At 43.3% G+C, this 17,041-nt stretch carries 14 protein-coding genes and 1 pseudogene; 7 read left to right on the forward strand and 8 right to left on the reverse strand.

Annotated elements, in window-relative coordinates:
• Positions 1-302 precede the first annotated feature (302 nt).
• The 4 genes from pstB to ACM0OY_RS00760 form a co-directional block, all read right to left on the reverse strand.
• Positions 303-1,106 carry a phosphate ABC transporter ATP-binding protein PstB gene (gene pstB, locus ACM0OY_RS00745; protein WP_414566988.1) on the reverse strand — a complete coding sequence of 268 codons (804 nt, stop codon included), beginning with the start codon at positions 1,104-1,106 and terminating at the stop codon, positions 303-305.
• A gap of 40 nt (positions 1,107-1,146) precedes the next feature.
• Entirely contained in the window at positions 1,147-2,079 is a 933-nt protein-coding gene (gene pstA / locus ACM0OY_RS00750; protein WP_414566989.1) for a phosphate ABC transporter permease PstA, read from the reverse strand.
• On the reverse strand, positions 2,076-3,017 hold the full coding sequence (gene pstC, locus ACM0OY_RS00755) for a phosphate ABC transporter permease subunit PstC (RefSeq protein ID WP_414566990.1): 942 nt from the start codon (positions 3,015-3,017) through the stop codon (positions 2,076-2,078). The genes pstA and pstC overlap by 4 nt, the downstream gene beginning before the upstream one ends.
• Before the next feature lie 219 nt (positions 3,018-3,236).
• Complete coding sequence (locus ACM0OY_RS00760) at positions 3,237-4,313, reverse strand: PstS family phosphate ABC transporter substrate-binding protein (RefSeq protein WP_414566991.1); 1,077 nt, start codon at positions 4,311-4,313, stop codon at positions 3,237-3,239.
• A 461-nt stretch (positions 4,314-4,774) separates the two neighbouring features.
• On the opposite strand from ACM0OY_RS00760, the gene ACM0OY_RS00765 reads away from it, so the two are divergent.
• The 4 genes from ACM0OY_RS00765 to ACM0OY_RS00780 all read left to right on the forward strand — a co-directional run bounded on the left by ACM0OY_RS00765 (position 4,775) and on the right by ACM0OY_RS00780 (position 9,554).
• Complete coding sequence (locus tag ACM0OY_RS00765) at positions 4,775-5,362, forward strand: biotin transporter BioY (RefSeq protein ID WP_414566992.1); 588 nt, start codon at positions 4,775-4,777, stop codon at positions 5,360-5,362.
• Between the two features lie 148 nt (positions 5,363-5,510).
• Positions 5,511-5,987, forward strand: coding sequence for a signal peptidase II (lspA, locus tag ACM0OY_RS00770; protein ID WP_414566993.1), 477 nt, complete (start codon positions 5,511-5,513; stop codon positions 5,985-5,987).
• Positions 5,988-6,185: 198 nt separating this feature from the next.
• A complete protein-coding gene (locus tag ACM0OY_RS00775; protein WP_414566994.1) occupies positions 6,186-6,923 on the forward strand; it encodes a hypothetical protein in 738 nt (245 codons plus the stop codon).
• Positions 6,924-7,283: 360 nt separating this feature from the next.
• Entirely contained in the window at positions 7,284-9,554 is a 2,271-nt protein-coding gene (locus tag ACM0OY_RS00780) for a transglycosylase domain-containing protein (RefSeq protein ID WP_414566995.1), read from the forward strand.
• Positions 9,555-9,617: 63 nt separating this feature from the next.
• Here the strand turns inward: ACM0OY_RS00780 and ACM0OY_RS00785 are convergent, their stop codons facing one another.
• Entirely contained in the window at positions 9,618-11,069 is a 1,452-nt protein-coding gene (locus ACM0OY_RS00785) for a DUF4335 domain-containing protein (RefSeq protein WP_414566996.1), read from the reverse strand.
• Positions 11,066-11,692, reverse strand: a complete 627-nt coding sequence (locus tag ACM0OY_RS00790) for a DUF3038 domain-containing protein (protein ID WP_414566997.1) — start codon at positions 11,690-11,692, stop codon at positions 11,066-11,068. Before ACM0OY_RS00790 ends, ACM0OY_RS00785 begins: the two co-directional genes overlap by 4 nt.
• A 489-nt stretch (positions 11,693-12,181) precedes the next feature.
• On the opposite strand from ACM0OY_RS00790, the gene ACM0OY_RS00795 reads away from it, so the two are divergent.
• The 3 genes from ACM0OY_RS00795 (at position 12,182) to ACM0OY_RS00805 (ending at position 14,235) form a co-directional block, all read left to right on the forward strand.
• Complete coding sequence (locus ACM0OY_RS00795; protein ID WP_190955965.1) at positions 12,182-12,700, forward strand: adenine phosphoribosyltransferase; 519 nt, start codon at positions 12,182-12,184, stop codon at positions 12,698-12,700.
• Positions 12,701-12,842: 142 nt separating this feature from the next.
• Positions 12,843-13,892 carry an ABC transporter permease gene (locus ACM0OY_RS00800; protein WP_414566998.1) on the forward strand — a complete coding sequence of 350 codons (1,050 nt, stop codon included), beginning with the start codon at positions 12,843-12,845 and terminating at the stop codon, positions 13,890-13,892.
• A 61-nt stretch (positions 13,893-13,953) separates the two neighbouring features.
• Complete coding sequence (locus tag ACM0OY_RS00805) at positions 13,954-14,235, forward strand: hypothetical protein (protein WP_414566999.1); 282 nt, start codon at positions 13,954-13,956, stop codon at positions 14,233-14,235.
• 77 nt (positions 14,236-14,312) lie between these two features.
• On the opposite strand, the pseudogene ACM0OY_RS00810 reads toward ACM0OY_RS00805, so the two are convergent.
• A pseudogene (locus tag ACM0OY_RS00810) lies at positions 14,313-15,037 on the reverse strand (Uma2 family endonuclease).
• A gap of 112 nt (positions 15,038-15,149) precedes the next feature.
• Positions 15,150-16,655, reverse strand: coding sequence for an amidophosphoribosyltransferase (purF, locus tag ACM0OY_RS00815; protein WP_414567000.1), 1,506 nt, complete (start codon positions 16,653-16,655; stop codon positions 15,150-15,152).
• Positions 16,656-17,041 lie beyond the last annotated feature (386 nt).

A 17,041-nucleotide genomic window follows, 5' to 3' on the forward strand; every position in this document is an offset into this window, starting at 1 on the left:
CGGGGAGTTGCAACCGTGTGCCCCACAGTGAAGATGCTTGCTGAGGATAAATTCCTTTTGTAGGGACATCCAAAAATTAAATTACTCAATTCCTGCATCTAATACGACTGATTCTGCTTCCCCTGCTCAAGAACTGCCCACTAAAGCGATTGATTATTATTTTTATTTGGAAGTCCCCTACCCCATGAACCAAAAATCCCCAGCTTATAGCCGTGGGGAGTGTCATAAACTACCAGCGTGGTTGAATTTTGCACGCGAAGTTAGTATCGTAAACTATATTTTCAAATCAACAGTAAAAATATTTATCCGAATCTGCCGCTGACGTAATCTCGCGTATATTCTTGCTTAGGATTGTTGAAAATCTGCTCTGTCAAATCATATTCTACTAGATAGCCCATTTTTGAGCCACTTTCCGTTGCCTGGGCATTAAAAAACGCTGTCATATCCGACACCCGTGCAGCCTGCTGCATATTGTGGGTGACGATGATAATGGTGTATTGAGACTTCAGTTCTTGAAGTAATTCTTCAACTCGCAAAGTTGAAATTGGGTCAAGGGCTGAGCAGGGTTCATCCATTAGGAGAACCTCTGGTTGAATTGCTAAGGCACGAGCAATACACAAGCGCTGCTGTTGTCCACCAGATATAGATAGACCACTTTGTTTGAGTTTATGCTTAACTTCATCCCATAAAGCAGCTTGTCGCAGACTCCGTTCTACTAATTCATCCATATCACCTCGATAACCGTTAATCCTAGCTCCAAAGGCGATATTTTCATAAATTGATTTCGGGAAAGGGTTCGGCTTTTGAAACACCATACCAATCCGACGGCGCAATTCTACTGTATCAATCCTCTTGTCATAAATATCAGTTTCACCAAAGGTAATTCTTCCCTCAATGTGTGCGCCGGGAATCAAGTCATTTAAGCGATTAAAACATCTTAGTACAGTGCTTTTACCACATCCAGAAGGACCAATAAAGGCTGTGATTTTGTTTTTACCAACGTTTAAATTAACATCACGAACTGCTTTGAAATTACCATAGAAAACAGATAATTGTTCAGCTTGCAATATAGTCTCAGATGTAGCAGTTGTTGAGTTTAATACCATAAAAAAATTCAGAGAAATACTGAAAACGTGCTTGACTTATTTAGCGAGACTGCTGGAATTTATTGCGTAAATATATAGCTGATGAATTCATCAAAAGCAGCACGATCATCAAAACGATAATGCCAGCAGCAGCATTCTCGTGAAAATCGGTTTGAGGACGAGAAACCCAGTCAAAAATTTGAATTGGTAATGCTGTGAAAGAACTTTGCAAGCCTTTTAAAGAAAGATCGGGCAAGAAAGTAATGAAACCAACAGCCCCAATTACAATCAACGGAGCTGTTTCGCCGATCGCTCTTGAAAGTGCCAAAATTGTACCAGTCAGGATACCTGGCAAAGCAATGGGGAATATTTGTTCTCGAATGATTTGCCATCTATTTGCACCAAGGGCAAAACCAGCCTGCCGCAAGCTATCGGGAACAGCACGCAAGGCTTCACGAGTAGTAATGATGATGATTGGTAGAATCAATAAGCTCAAGGTTAAAGCACCAGCTAGCACACTACGTCCTTGAGTAATTGGTTCCATCACCCTGACAAAAATTTGCAAACCCAACAAGCCATAAATAATGGATGGCACCGCTGCTAAGTTTGCAATGTTGATTTCAATTAACTGAGTAAACCAGTTATCTTCAGCATACTCTTCTAAGAAAATGCCTGCGCCTACTCCTAAGGGAAATGAGATTAAAGCCGTTATCACCAATAGCCAGATAGTGCCGACTAAGGGAGCTAAGATCCCGGAAGAGGAGGCACGACGAGAGGAAAAACTGGTCAGAAAAGACCAATTCAAACGCCCAAGACCGTCAGCTAAAATATCAATCAGCAAAACAGCTAACACCACCAGTGCAAATAAAGTTGCAGCCCAAGTGGCGATCGCAAAAATTTTGTCAAGATTGTAGCGCTTATCGATAGACAGATCGAAGTTCCGATTTGCGCCAGAGTCAAATTGATTTTTAGAGTGAATATTACTCTTTGTCATTCGTATTTCTCCCGGAAGCGGCGAACAAACCAGTAACTAAAAATATTCAGAGCTAAGGTCATGATAAATAATGTCATGCCCACTGAAAAAATAGTTTTATATGCCAGCGAACCTGCTGGTGTATCTCCTTTACTGACTTGAACAATGTAGGCTGTCATTGTCTGAATTGGCACTAGCGGATTCAAGCCCAATTGAGGATTTTGACCAGCCGCTATCGTCACAATCATTGTTTCACCGATAGCGCGGGAAATCGCCAATATGAAAGAAGCTACTATCCCAGATAAAGCTGCTGGTAATACTACGGAAATAATTGTTTCCCTTTTAGTTGAACCTAGTGCATAAGCACCTTCTCGCAAACTACGCGGAACGGAATAAAGAGCGTCTTCACTTAGAGAAGCTACCAGAGGAACAATTGAAACTCCCAAAATTAAACCCGCACTCAAAGCATTAAATCCCTGCATACCAGGAATGAATGTTTGTAGGAAGGGTGTAACTGTCAACAGTGCAAAGTAACCAAAAACAACGGTGGGCACCCCTGCCAAAATTTCTAGGGCTGGCTTGAGCCATTTGCGAAGCTTCGGTGGAGCATACTCACTCAAGCAGATAGCTGCTAGTAATCCCAGTGGTAACGCTACTGCGATCGCAATTACAGATATCAACAATGTGGCGCTAATTAGCACCATGATTCCAAACTGCTTATTGGCAAACAATGGTGTCCATTGTGTGTCTGTTAAAAACCGCCAGATGGAAACTTCTTGAAAAAATGATACTGTCTCAAAAATCAATGTTAAAACAATACCGATTGTCGTTGCTACGGAGACAAACGCAAACAAGGCAAACAAGCTTTTGACGCCAAATTCAATCCGCTTACTCAAAGCCCGATTGGGCTGCCATAAGTTGGAATTATTTGGTTGATTAGATAACGGATTGGAAGTCATTAGGGGACAACCTCATAAATTCAAACTTCCTTTGCATGTAAAAACATAATGCTATTTTGGAAAAATTGCCCTTGTGCTGGAAATTTAGCTGAACTTTCAACACAAGTAAGGCTTAAATCAAATTTGCTTACTCTGAGTATGAACGATAGCTACTTCCAGCTACCAGGGCTGAGTCTTCAATTGTGCTTAGAGGATCAAAAGAGTCATCAGGGCTATCTGTTACTTTTCTTTTTTGAGAAGTTCTTTGAGAGTGACACCCACTTGAGAACCTTTACCCTCAAAAACTGAACCTACCTTCCCATTATTGAAGCGTGTTTGAACTTCAGGGAGTAGATCGCTGGGTAAAGGCACATAACCCACTTCTGTAACTAGCTTTTGGTTAGCTGGAGCATAATTGAAATCAACAAAAGCCTTGACATCAGGACGCGTCGCCACAGTTTTTTTGACATAGATAAATTCTGGGCGAGAAAGCGGCTGATAAGTACCATCACCGATAGTTTGGGGACTGGGTTGAACACAACCTTTACCACCATCAATGGCAACCAGCTTTAATTTGTCTTTGTTATTTTCGTAATAGGCATAGCCAAAGAACGCCAATCCGCCTTTGTCAGCGCTCACACCTTGTACCAGCGTATTGTCATCTTCACTAGCAGTGTAGTCTCCGCGGCTTTCCCCTTCTTTACCTACAATTGCTTGGGTGAAATAGTCGTAAGTACCCGAATCAGTACCAGGGCCGTACAAACCGATTTTTTCCGCAGGGAATTTCGGGTTAATCTGGTTCCATTGGGTGACTTTGCCTTGAGCGGATGTCTCCCACATTTTCTTTAATTCATCAACTTTGAGGCAATCAGCAAAGTTATTTTGGGGGCTAACCACCACTGAGAGACCATCGTAAGCGATCGGCAGTTCAATGTACTCGATATTGCCTTTTTTACAGAGTTCTACTTCCTCTGGCTTAATGGGGCGGGAAGCATTAGAAATATCAGTTTCACCCGCGCAAAACTTTTTGAAACCGCCGCCTGTACCAGAAGAAGCTACAGTCACTTTGACACCAGGATTCGCCTTTTGAAACTCTTCTGCCATCGCCTCAGAAATAGGATAGACGGTACTAGAACCATCCACCTTGACTGTTCCAGATAAATTCGATCCGGTTGCTGTATTGGTGGCTGGGGTAGCGCCGCCTTCAGATCCTGGGCTAGAGTTGTTAGAAACCTGATTGTTTTCGCCGCCGCAAGAGCTAATACCAATTGCCAAAGCAACTAGGGGAGCAACCAACCGCACCTTTGAAGAGAACATAAGGATCTTTATAGATGATGCTATGGATTAACAGTATGAACATTAGCATTTAAGAGTGACAGAAAAGTTAACAACCGGTTAAGTCAATCCTAATACATACTCAAAAAACTAAAAATTAAAGTCAGTAAAGGCACATTTTTACATCAGTAATAATCTAAAATATGATTTAAATTATACTACTATATTCTCGGGAATAAACTAAATACAGATAATTTGGGTACGCTAAAAATACTTTTTGGAATCTGCACATTTTTAAATTAATTTAGGTCATATATTAGTAATCAAATATCAATCAAGATGCAGGTTTAAACTCAGGTATTCTACCGAGAGATTAGAACCCCTACATAGTTTTTTAGTTCTGCAAAGGTCTACAGGCAAACCAAGGTGGGAAAGTTCATATATTAATGTTTATACTGGTTGCTATTGGTTTTCCCTTTTGCCTTTCCTTGGTTGCCTGATAAATGTTTGCTGCTTCCAACCAATTACTCTGGTCTATGATTGGCTTACTCCTGACAATGGGTGGCACCTTCCTAGAAGCTTATGGCATCACTTCACCTTGGAGTTGGAGTCAGCACGGAATTCAGACTTTTTCTTTAGGTGTAACTTTTCAAATTGGCGCAGTACTCCTTGTAGGTTGTTTGGGTGGTAAAAATGCTGGTGCGCTCTCACAAATTGCCTACTTAGTCATGGGGTTAACCTTATTGCCAGTATTTGCCGATGGTGGTGGTATTGGTTATGTTAAGCTATCTCAGTTTGGCTATTTGCTGGGCTTTATTCCTGGAGCTTGGATTTGTGGTTTGTTTGCCTTTAAGGCTAGACCCCGATTAGAAACCCTGGCTTTTAGTTGCATCTGTGGGTTGTTAACTCTCCACCTATGCGGTATTACTTATTTGATTATTAGTTATCTTTTTCAGTGGAAAGGCACAGAAAATTTACCTTTGATGGAAGCAATTCTCAGATACTCTTGGTTTGCACTGCCAGGCCAACTAACTGTAGTCTGTGCCGTCACTGTAATAGCATATGTATTGCGTCACTTAATGTTTTATTAGTCATTAGTCCTTTGTTCAATGCCCAATACTCCGGCTTACCTCGACTTTGCTACTTCGACTGCGCTACTTCGGCTGCGCCAACGGCTCCGCTCAGCACAAGTCGCTCAGTAGAAGTGCCCAATGACCAATGCCCAATGACTAATTTGCCATGCGTTTAAAAAATCGCCTTTTCTGGATTTCTGCCTTCATAGCTTTTTTCTTAGACCAAATAACAAAATACTGGGTGGTGCAAACCTTCAGCTTGGAGCAAACAGTACCCCTCTTACCTGGGATATTTCACTTGACTTACGTGACTAACACTGGTGCAGCTTTTAGTCTGTTAAGCGGGAAAGTAGAATGGTTGCGCTGGTTATCTTTAGGAGTGAGTTTAGTTTTGATAGCACTGGCGTTGTTTAGTCCAACGTTAAATCTGTGGGATCAGCTAGGCTATGGCTTAATTTTAGGTGGAGCTATGGGCAATGGCATCGATCGCTTTGTTTTAGGCTATGTCGTTGATTTTCTAGATTTTCGGCTGATCAACTTTGCTGTATTTAATGTGGCAGATTCATTTATTAGTATCGGTATCGTTTGCCTGCTAATTGCTTCCTTGCAAAAAACACCAACTTCAACTGGCAGGCCGGATTAAACTATTAAGCCTGGGATGATTCATCCCAGGCTATCGATAGTTCAAACCCTTTCTCAGTCATATATATGAAAACATGATTTCTGGGTTTGAGTTATTTAAGTTTCTAACTTACACCAGACACTATAACTGATGTAAGTTGTCAAGATCTCCAGCGATCGCCAATGGCAAATTAGTATGCAGATCTAAATTTAGTTGCCTGTGGCAGGAGTATTTGGCGAGGTAGAGCCTGGAACTGAACTAGGAGAGCTAGGAGTTGGTTCAGAAGCGCCAGAATCAGAAGGAGTGCCACTTTCTGGTGTTGGAACTACATTGGTGGGAGTGCCAGAGTCAGAAGGGGTACCACTTCCTGGTATTGGAGCTAAATTGCTAGGAGCGCCAGACTCAGAAGGAGTATTGCTTCCTGGTGCTGGAGTTATATTGCTAGGAGCGCCAGAGTCAGAAGGGGTAACACTGCCTGGTGCTGGAGTTATATTGCTAGGAGCGCCAGAGTCAGAAGGGGTAGCGCCTGGCGCTGGAGTTGTGGTAGTGCCATCAGGAGTGCCAGAACCGGATGGGGTGACGTTTTCTGGTGTGGTTGTGCTGTCAGGAGTTGTGGTTTCTGATGGCGTGGTTTCTGCTGGAACTGTAGTGCTACCAGGAGCAGCAGGCGTGACTGCTGTACCACCGCTACAGCGGGAGTTAAGCGGAAAATACTCGCACAGAATCTTCATACCTTCTGGCGACATCTTGATTTCCGTTGGTGAACTAGTGGAGGAGTCGCTACTGGATTGGGCTATGGGGGATTTACTGGATTCAGCTACAGCAATATTAGTGGTAAGTGCCAAAGATAGAGCTGTGCCAATCAGGGTCAGAGATTTTCCCAACATTTCTGAAATTAACCTCAACGGAACACTCGCACTATTAAAACAGACAATAGAATTTAGAAAATCTTCCTAAAAGAGGATATTTAGGTTTGTTTCAAAATATGTTGATATGTAAAACTAGTAAAAATTAAATCTGTTGTTTAGCAATCTAAAGTGTCTATAAATACAAACTTATGAGTGTTGCTTCTAGTTATTCAAATAGGAAAAGTAGACCAAATATGCATCTGAGAATAGAGAAACAAAATTATCTGTTGCCAAAAGAGCAATAAAAATTACAACCTTTTTCTACTTATGTAAAGTATTTAGGTATAAAATGAATCTAAAAAATCATCTAGCCAATTTATGCTTTGGCTTATGAGTAAAATGATGGAAGATTAGCATCTAAGTTGTAGTTCGCCCGATTCTTCACTAAAAAGTGTGATGTGAATAGCCGATGAGTTCTCCCCAACCCCCTCACAAGCCACAAACGTTACTAGGTCAACTGACTCAAGCAGTACACACAATTCAAGCTAGGGTCGATTTTTCCAAATTGGCGCTCAAGCCTAATGCCAAAGTGCCGGAACTCTGGGTGCAGGATGCGGGGGCGGATAAAGCAGAGGTATATCCACTGTTGGGCGATCGCTATGTTCTCGGTCGTAGCTCCAAATCCTGCGATATCGTCATCCGTAACCCTGTTGTCAGCCAAATTCACCTGTCGTTATCGCGTAATTCGACTCAGCGCACACCAGTTTTCATCATCAAAGATGAAAACTCCACCAATGGCATTTATCGTGGCAAGCGTCGTGTCAATTCCCTGGAATTGCGTCATGGCGACATTCTCACCTTGGGACCACCAGAACTCGCCGCTTCTGTACGATTGCAATACGTTGACCCGCCACCTTGGTATATCAAAGCTGCAACTTGGACAGGTTATGGCATCGGCGGTGTCAGTGCCCTGTTCGCCTTAGTGATTGGCGTCGAATGGCTAAAATTTTCAGTCAGACCCTTACCCACAGCTACACGCGCTCCAGTAGTTGTTTATGCTCGTGATGGAGCCACTCCCTTGAGAGAGCCTCGGACTACCTCTCACGTGGACATGAAGCGATTAGACGAATTTGGTCCTTATTTGCCTGCTGCCGTGGTCGCTTCTGAAGATAGCCGTTATTATTGGCATTTTGGGGTTGACCCGTTGGGAATTTTGCGAGCCGTGTTGATTAATAGCCGCAGCGGAGATGTCCAACAAGGAGCCAGCACCGTTACCCAACAAGTCGCCCGCAGCTTGTTCCGCGATTATGTAGGCAGACAGGACACCCTGGGACGTAAATTGCGGGAGGCAATTGTCGCCCTGAAGCTAGAAACGTTTTACAGCAAAGATGACATTTTGCTGATGTACTTAAATCGGGTTTTCTTAGGTGGCGATACCTCTGGATTTGAAGATGCAGCCAGGTATTATTTTGAAAAGCCAGCTAAAGATTTAAGTTTGGCGGAAGCTGCAACATTGGTGGGAATTTTACCAGCCCCCAACGCTTTTGATTTTTGTGGGGATGGACCAAATAAGCTAGAAACTGCTGAATACCGCAATCGTGTGATTAAGCGGCTGCTAGAGATGGGCAAAATCAAAGCAGAAGACGCCAATCGAGCCAGACGCTCCACTGTTCAAGTAAGTCCAAAAGTTTGCGAACAGCAAGCTAAAACCATCGCTCCTTACTTTTACAATTATGTTTTCTCTGAGTTGGAATCAATCTTGGGGGAGGGAGCAGCAAGAGAAGGCAACTATATTATCGAAACCAAGCTCGATCCAGCCATCCAAAGCCAAGCAGAAGCCGCATTGCGTAATTCAGTAAATAGCGCTGGTGCAAGTTTTAGGTTTTCTCAAGGGGCAGTGGTTACCCTTGACTCCAGTACCGGTAGTATCCTGGCAATGGTAGGAGGAACTGATTACAAAAAAAGTCAGTTCAATCGTGCAACTCAAGCTAAAAGACAACCGGGTTCCACCTTTAAAATCTTTGCTTACACCGCTGCCATCCAACAGGGGATTTCAGAATCAAAAAGTTATTCTTGCGCTCCTTTAACTTGGCAAGGCTTTACTTACAAACCCTGTCGTGCTGGTGCAGACACTAGTTTCGATATTGCCACTGGGTTGGCTCTTTCGGAAAATCCCATTGCTTTGCGAGTTGCCAGAGAAGTTGGCTTGGATAAAGTGGTGGCTATGGCCCAGCGTTTGGGGGTAAAATCCTCCCTCGATCCGGTTCCTGGGTTGGTACTAGGTCAAAGCGTGGTTAATGTTTTGGAAATGACTGGTGCTTTTGGTGCTATTGGCAATCGCGGCGTGTGGAATCCTCCCCATGCTATTAGTCGGATTCTAGACAGTGGTGATTGCCGCGATCGCAACGATCTAAAAACTTGCCGTGTCATCTACTCCTTTGACCAAGATCCAGACGCCAACAAAAGAGTTTTGCCAAATGGTGTCGCTGATGAAATGACTAGTTTAATGCGTGGTGTAGTCACCAGAGGTACTGGTCGTAGTGCCTCGATTGGGCTGGGGGAAGCTGGCAAAACAGGCACTACTGATAAAAACGTTGACTTATGGTTTATAGGTTTTATTCCCAGTCGGCGACTTGTAACTGGTGTTTGGCTGGGAAACGACAACAATTCCCCCACATCTGGAAGCAGCGCTCAAGCAGCTCAGTTATGGGGAAATTATATGCGGCGGATTACAAGGTGAATGGGCAATAGGCAATAGTAACTTAATTTCCCCATGCCCAATGCCCAATGCCCTAGTCCCCAATTACTGATATCCCTGCCAAGGAGTGATTTCCAATTTGCCACTAGGTTTGAATATCACTTGAAAGTGGGCAAGAGGTTCTTTGTTATTGGGGGGTGCTGCATTAGAGCCATAGATAGCGTTAAACATCTGCGGAAGGGGTGTTTCGCGGAAATAGTCAAAGGCAACTTGGTTGAGTGGTTCATAGTCAGCAATTACACCGTCTTTGTTGACCGCTACCCGATATTTTAAATCTCGCGTAAATGTGGGCTTGCCACTCCAAGCTTGGCGGACTGTATTATAAAGTTTTTGATTTAAACCTTTGACTATATTAGAGTCAGTAATTTTTGTACCTACCACCTCTGGCGTTCTAGCATATCCCCGCCAAGGGCTGACTTGTAGTACACCTCCTGTAGTAAATACTACTCGGAATTGAGCGATCGGTTCATTGGAAATGGGAGCGCGGTTAGCAGGATTGTAAAGTAGGTTAGGTAGAGGAGTTTGCCCTACTCCTTGATTTGCTTCTTGATTGACCGCTTTATAACCAACGATCGCTCCATCCGCAGCTACACCAATACGATAGATCAAATCCTGTTGCAATCCTGAGCGATTATTCCAAGCTGGATGAATTTGATTATACACTTGGCGATTTAATGCACGCAGTTGGGATGGATCGGTAATTTCAGAAACCGTATTTATAAGTGCTTCTAGATCTTTAATTGTTGGGCTGGGGCTAGTTGTAGGCGTTGGTGTGGGAGTTGCAGTAGCTATTGGTGTTGCAGCCGACGCTGGAGTTGGATCGATTAATGGTGAAGGGTTGAGGTTCTTAGTTGTCGAGGTAGTTTGCCCATCTGGCTGAGGCTGTGGTGGACGGATTTGTGGAGGTGGAATCAAGTTAAAAGCGATCGCTGCTACTGCTAAACTTGATACTCCCACAGCAGCCGGAACAGCCTGCTTGATCAAAGCTTGACTAGCACCGCCGTAGCGTCTGGTAACTGGCTGTAGTTCTAGGGAAAGTTCTGGTAAAGTTTGGGTATCAGCAAAAAACTGATCTACTGCTTCCACCAAATCAAACAACTGCACCGTACTCAAATCTATTTCAATAGGCGGACGTTTAGAATGGCTTGGCACAGACTCAAAACCCTCTGGTGCGCCTTCTGAATGTACAATTAACCGATGTCGGTTGCTGTCTATTTTTTGAAACTCTACTAATTCTGACTCATGGTTGTGGGCTTGCGGATTAGGTACATTACTTAAAAATTCTTGGGCATAGCCACTAACCGCCCTCACCAAACTTTCAAAAAACTCCCGCCCTCCGGTTAGGGGTTGATTATATCCAGATAAATAACATTCTGCATTTACCAATATAGATAATTCCGGGCGCAGTTCTTGGAAGTGTGCAGCCCTAGTGATATCACTTAAGCCTTCTAAAAGCAGTGTACAATTAGGCAAACTGTACTTACGTTGAATATTCATTCCACTTCACCATCAAACAGACTAATCCAGAACCGCTGCATTCCAGCCGTACCAGTACAAAATAGTAATTGCCCTAACAAATTTATCGCGAGCTGGTCTAATTTTTCATCAGAACTTAATGCCAGTACACCAGAACGTCGAGCATTCATCCGGCTCTTAAAATGGGCTTTAAACCGCTCTAGGTAATTCGATAGCCGCAAATTCTGTTCTAGGGGAATCTGCTTTTCTTCCATCTGTTGACATATCATTAATAACTGCCGAATGACAACAGTTAAACGCCGCGCTATGTAACAAGCAATAACTACCAAAGCTTTGGCTTCCATAATAGTTAGCGGCCGGCGGATGTGCGCTCTGCGTAATGGGTTAGAGCTACGCATCCGCCATAAATTCACTCGATCTTTGACAATTCCTTTAAGATCCAACTCTTGAGCAAAAGCCAAGATTGCTTCAGAACCACCAAGCTCTAAAGCTTCAATAGCGAGTAGAATAAGGTCAATTTGCAACCGGGTTCTTCGAGGACATGTTTGTCCGGCGATCGCAGGATCTGGTAAAGTGTCCAGAATCATCGGCAGTGAATCTTGAGTTGGGCTTTTCAACGGCGTTAAACTTGCAGAAACATTCATTCTATAAATACCTTGTGCGCTTGTAACAGACTAGGTAAAACAAATTTAAGATAAGTAGCCAAGACTTGAACATTAGACTTGTGGCAGTAGTTATGACTACCTGATATATACATTACTTAACTCTTTCTACTCAAAGGATTCCCTATATTGAATTCAAAAATTTAAAACATCAGTTAATTCACCTCATTTATTAGTGCTATACCTTTTCTAGCTTGATTTAGATTCTACTTATCGTCAATCAAGGTCAAGCTTTAGCCTCTGTGCCCAGCGTATGACATTATAGTGTACGATTTTTCACGTATCTGGAATTGGGGACTGGGGGCTGGGGACATTTCGACAAGCTACTTCGACTGCGCTCAGTACAAGTCAGTGCATCACTGGTGAGTGAGATAGTTAGGAATTTAAATTCCTAACTCCTCACTTTCGACTCCTAACTTTTGCTAATACCTCGTCCCCAATCCCTATTTCCCATCTCCTTAACCCCATTTTATGGATTTGAAGTCTCTGATTCGTGACATCCCAGATTTCCCCAAACCTGGCATTTTATTTCGGGATATTACTACTCTGCTGCGCGATCCAGAGGGACTGCGCTATACTATTGACTTTTTAACACAAAAATGCATAGAAGCTGAGATGACAGTGGATTATGTCATTGGTATGGAGTCGAGGGGATTCATTTTTGGCTCACCTCTGGCTTATAAACTAGGAGCTGGTTTTATTCCCGTCCGCAAAAGAGGTAAGTTACCATCAGCAGTTCACTCAATTGAGTATCAACTAGAGTATGGTACAGACTGCCTAGAAGTACATCAAGATGCTTTACACGAGGGTAGCCGAGTTTTGATTGTGGACGATTTGATTGCCACTGGTGGAACTGCAAGTGCAACAGCAAACTTGGTGCAGAAGATTGGCTGCGAACTAGTAGGGTTTGGGTTTATTATCGAGCTACGAGATTTAGAAGGACGCAGACATTTGCCAAATGTGCCGATTATTTCTTTGGTTGAATATTAATGTCATTAGTCAGTTGTCATTTGTCATTGGTCATTTGTCATTAGTTATTCGCCACGCCCCCACTCTCTCTGCTCCCGTGCTTCTTTGGTCAGTGGCCATGAAGGATGGGAGTAACTGACAACCAACAACTAAACAAAATGTTATGACATCTACGGCAAAAATTTCTTTAGCAACGGGTTGGGATTGGCTGATTAGGCTAGTCACAAGTGAAACTTTTATATACGTAATGAAGCGGCTGTTGCAAGCATTGTTGACTTTGTTTTTGGCGTCGGCGCTGTCGTTTCTGGTTATGCAACTTGCTCCGGGAGATTTTGTCACCCAATTAGAAGCAGATCCCAAAAAATCTAGAGACCAAATTAAGGCCTTACGGGAATTTTGGGGCTTAAATAAGTCCTGGGTGGAACAATATTGGCTTTGGTTGTGGAATATTGTATCGAAAGGCGACTTTGGCCCGAGTTTTTCTTATAAACGCCCAGTAGTATCACTGTTATGGGAACGAGTACCAGCAACATTGCTGTTAGCGATCGCTTCTTTGATTATAACTTGGGCGATCGCCATTCCCTTGGGCATCATCGCTGCCATCAAGCAAAATCGTTGGGCTGACCGTGTTTTACAAGTCGTTAGCTACGCTGGACAAGGATTTCCCAGTTTCATCACCGTATTAGTGCTGCTTTTCTTCGCTCAAATCACCTCGCCGTTATTCCCAGTAGGTGGTATGACTAGCATCAATCACTCGGAACTGAATTGGTTTGGCAAAATCCTCGATATTGGCTGGCACATGATTTTACCCACCATCGCCCTCTCAATTACTAGTTTTGCTGGTTTACAACGCATCACTCGCGGCGAATTGTTAGATGTTCTGCGTCAAGATTACATTCAAACTGCTCGTGCTAAAGGACTGCCAGAAAACCGCGTAATATATGTTCACGCTCTCCGCAACGCTATAAACCCTTTAATTACTCTATTGGGCTTCGAGTTAGCTAGTTTATTAAGTGGGGCGTTCATTGCCGAACAGTTCTTCAACTGGCCTGGTTTGGGAAGATTGACTTTACAAGCTGTAATGTCCCAAGATTTGTATTTGGTTATGGCCAGTTTAGTCATGAGTGCAGTTTTGCTAATTGTCGGTAACTTAATTGCTGACATAATGCTTAAAGCTGCCGATCCACGTATTCGTTTAGAAAATCTGAATTAGTCATTTGTTATTCTCCGCGTCCCCGCGTCCCCCACTCCCCACCCCCTACTCCACCCCTTCCATGTTGTCCGAAGTTTATTACCTGGTGCGTTCAAAAAGTGATGGTCGTTACCTGACAGCTCGTCCCAATGCCGATGCATCAGGTTATTTATTATTGTTTCGGGAAAACTTTGATGCTCTTAGTTATCTCAACACCCATGCAGCAGAAGTGGCAAATCGTTTTGCGATAGAATCGATTCCCGGTACACAGTTGGGAAGTTTGCTCAAACGCTGGGGTTTTAGTGGCGTAGGCATTGTAACTGACCCGTTATTGCCTAAAGTTGAGTTTTTACAACATAGTTGAAAACTAGTTTTGTCATCTTGAGAAAAAGCAGCTTATTCAAAACCTTTGGACGCTTAATCTCACAAAAAAGGAATATCTTAAGTAAATAAAGAGGCGATCGGACAAGTAAAATGAGGCAACATCGGTGAATTTAGTTCATCAGCATTGAACAATGTCGCAGCTAACTTTAAACTCCCTTGCTCGCGCCGATAAACTTCCACTTGTTGTTTGTACCAATCCACAATCCAATATTCCCTGACACCTCTTGCTGAGTAAAGCTTTAATTTAAATTCCCTATCCCGCTTTTCGTTTTCAATACCAGCAGACAGCACCTCTACTACCAGTTCTGGCGCACAAGTCAAATGCCCTGCCTCGTCTAAAAGTAACGGCAATCTTTCATTACTAACCCAGACTACATCCAATACTTGTCGGTTAAGGGGAAAAGGGGAAGGGGAAAGGGGGAAAGAAAAAACCTTTAACCTTTACCCGGTTGGTGAGCTTGTCGAACCATTAACCTTTTCCCCAAATCCAATGCCGAGTTAAAAATGCACAAACCGAGCAGTATTGAGACTACATCAGGAATCACATTATCATTCTCCCCAAAAATTACTCCTGGAGCAGGTACAACCTGTCCCAATGAAGTGGCTTGTGACCAGGTATCTAAAGGAGCAATAATTCTCGCACAGGCTTTTTGATGATTCCAATGACGAGCTCTAGTCACAAACAATTCTCCGTCGATAATCTCATAGCGGTTTCCGTTATCTGGAAACAATTCTAAGTCGGCGGTAGTCCAGCGCACTCTCTCAGATATGGGCTGGTTCATAAATCATTATTTGTTAAGGTATTCAACTATTTTAGCCAGACTGGGCATGGGACATTGGGTGGGGTCAAATTCTCTTGCCATCTCCCCAGTCCCCAGTCCCAGTCCCCAGTCCCTACACTACTACTTTTTCTTTTTCCAAAATCAACTTAGAACGCTTCACTTGCTCAGGAATGGCTACTGGATAATTTCCAGTAAAGCAGGCAGAACAAAAACTATTGGTGTCTTCTCCTGTCGCTGTTAGCATTCCCTCCCAGCTGAGATAAGCGAGGCTATCTACTTCCAGTTGCTTGGCAATTTCTTCTACTGATTTGGTGGCAGCAATTAGCTGATCTTGAGAATCAGTATCGATACCATAGAAGCAAGGGTGAGTAACTGGTGGAGAAGAAATTCGCATATGTACTTCTATTGCACCCGCCTCACGCAAAGTTTTAACCAGTTTACGACTGGTAGTACCACGCACAATTGAGTCATCTACGATGATCACTCTTTTCCCAAACAGCACATCTTTCAGGGGATTGAGTTTCATGCGGAGACCTGATTCGCGCATGGTTTGGGTTGGTTGAATAAAGGTTCGCCCGACGTAGCGATTTTTAATCAGTCCTTCCATGTACATGACACCAGAAGCTTGAGAAAATCCAATGGCAGCAGGGATGCCAGAATCAGGAACACCAAACACAATATCGGCATCTACAGCAGATTCTTTTGCTAGTTGCCGCCCTAATCGCATCCGGTAGCTGTACAAACTCTCGTTGTGCATGACGCTATCAGGACGGGCAAAATAAATCATCTCAAAGATACACAATTTCCGTTGGGGCTGTTGACTCCAGTGATAGGAAGCCAAACCTTCTTCGGTAATCCAAACTAATTCACCAGGTTCCACATCCCGCAAGTATTCGGCTCCGATGATGTCTAAACCACAAGTTTCTGAAGCTAAAACGTAACGGATGGGATTACCAGCCAAAGTACCAATTACCAGAGGACGAATGCCATTGGGGTCGCGCACACCCATAATGCCACTGGGAGTGCCAATAACTAAACTAAAGGCTCCTTGGCAACGATGAAAGGCCTCAATTGCACCTTCTAGCCAATCTGCACCCGCGTTAATGGCTTGGGCGATCGCAAAAGCAATCATTTCTGAGTCTGTTGTCGTGATTAAGTTGCATTTGTTCTCCAGCAACTCTTGGCGCAATTGCACTGTGTTGACTAAATTACCATTATGTGCTAAAGCTAGTGAACCTAAGCGGGTTTCAATGACAGCAGGTTGAGCATTAACTTTGCGGCTTGAACCTGTAGTCGAATAACGAGTGTGACCAACAGCAAGGCTACCAGGTAACTGTTCCAAGATCGATTCGTTGAATACTTGAGACACCAAGCCCATATCTTTATGTAGGTGGACTTTCGTACCCTCAAAGGTGGCAATACCAGCTGATTCTTGACCCCGATGCTGGAGGGCATACAATCCAAAGTAGCTTAGTTTAGCAACGTTTTCTCCTGGTGCGTAAATACCGAAAACACCGCAAGCTTCTTCTGGCTTGTCGGCATGATTTTCATAACTATTCATTGGGTTGTTGGTCTGGTTGGGGTATTCATCCGAAGTGACAGAATGAATCGAAGTCATGCTAGCTTTGCTCCTGGTGGGGGTCAATCAATTTTGGATTTTAGATTTACGATTTTGGATTGACCGCACCCTAGAAGGAATGCGGCTTGACAATTTGAAATTTGTTTAACCTGCTAAAGACTGAATGATACATGAACTAGAAAAAGTACTCCCAATCCAAAATCTAAAATCTAAAATTTGGTAGTCGAGTCACTGGGATTATGTCGATAGATAGTCGCAGAATTCTTAATAAATCTTTAACCATCCATTAAAACAGTACCGTAATTATGTTCACAAAGGTTAATAATTTACGAGTCAGGACTGATAAGTGAGGTGTTAGAAGTTAAAAGTTAGGTTTTTGATTCTTAACTCCTGACTCTCAACTCCTAACTTTTCTAATTTCACTC

The organism is Nostoc sp. CCY 9925, from assembly GCF_963920935.1.
In the GTDB taxonomy this organism is placed as follows: domain Bacteria; phylum Cyanobacteriota; class Cyanobacteriia; order Cyanobacteriales; family Nostocaceae; genus Nostoc.

Bases quoted from the DNA above. Each gene is read 5' to 3' on its own strand.
- pstB (WP_414566988.1), bottom strand. From the start codon at position 1,106: ATGGTATTAAACTCAACAACTGCTACATCTGAGACTATATTGCAAGCT.
- pstA (WP_414566989.1), bottom strand. From the start codon at position 2,079: ATGACAAAGAGTAATATTCACTCTAAAAATCAATTTGACTCTGGCGCA.
- pstC (WP_414566990.1), bottom strand. From the start codon at position 3,017: ATGACTTCCAATCCGTTATCTAATCAACCAAATAATTCCAACTTATGG.
- ACM0OY_RS00760 (WP_414566991.1), bottom strand. From the start codon at position 4,313: ATGTTCTCTTCAAAGGTGCGGTTGGTTGCTCCCCTAGTTGCTTTGGCA.
- ACM0OY_RS00765 (WP_414566992.1), top strand. From the start codon at position 4,775: ATGTTTGCTGCTTCCAACCAATTACTCTGGTCTATGATTGGCTTACTC.
- lspA (WP_414566993.1), top strand. From the start codon at position 5,511: ATGCGTTTAAAAAATCGCCTTTTCTGGATTTCTGCCTTCATAGCTTTT.
- ACM0OY_RS00780 (WP_414566995.1), top strand. From the start codon at position 7,284: ATGAGTTCTCCCCAACCCCCTCACAAGCCACAAACGTTACTAGGTCAA.
- ACM0OY_RS00785 (WP_414566996.1), bottom strand. From the start codon at position 11,069: ATGAATATTCAACGTAAGTACAGTTTGCCTAATTGTACACTGCTTTTA.
- ACM0OY_RS00790 (WP_414566997.1), bottom strand. From the start codon at position 11,692: ATGAATGTTTCTGCAAGTTTAACGCCGTTGAAAAGCCCAACTCAAGAT.
- ACM0OY_RS00795 (WP_190955965.1), top strand. From the start codon at position 12,182: ATGGATTTGAAGTCTCTGATTCGTGACATCCCAGATTTCCCCAAACCT.
- ACM0OY_RS00800 (WP_414566998.1), top strand. From the start codon at position 12,843: ATGACATCTACGGCAAAAATTTCTTTAGCAACGGGTTGGGATTGGCTG.
- ACM0OY_RS00805 (WP_414566999.1), top strand. From the start codon at position 13,954: ATGTTGTCCGAAGTTTATTACCTGGTGCGTTCAAAAAGTGATGGTCGT.
- purF (WP_414567000.1), bottom strand. From the start codon at position 16,655: ATGACTTCGATTCATTCTGTCACTTCGGATGAATACCCCAACCAGACC.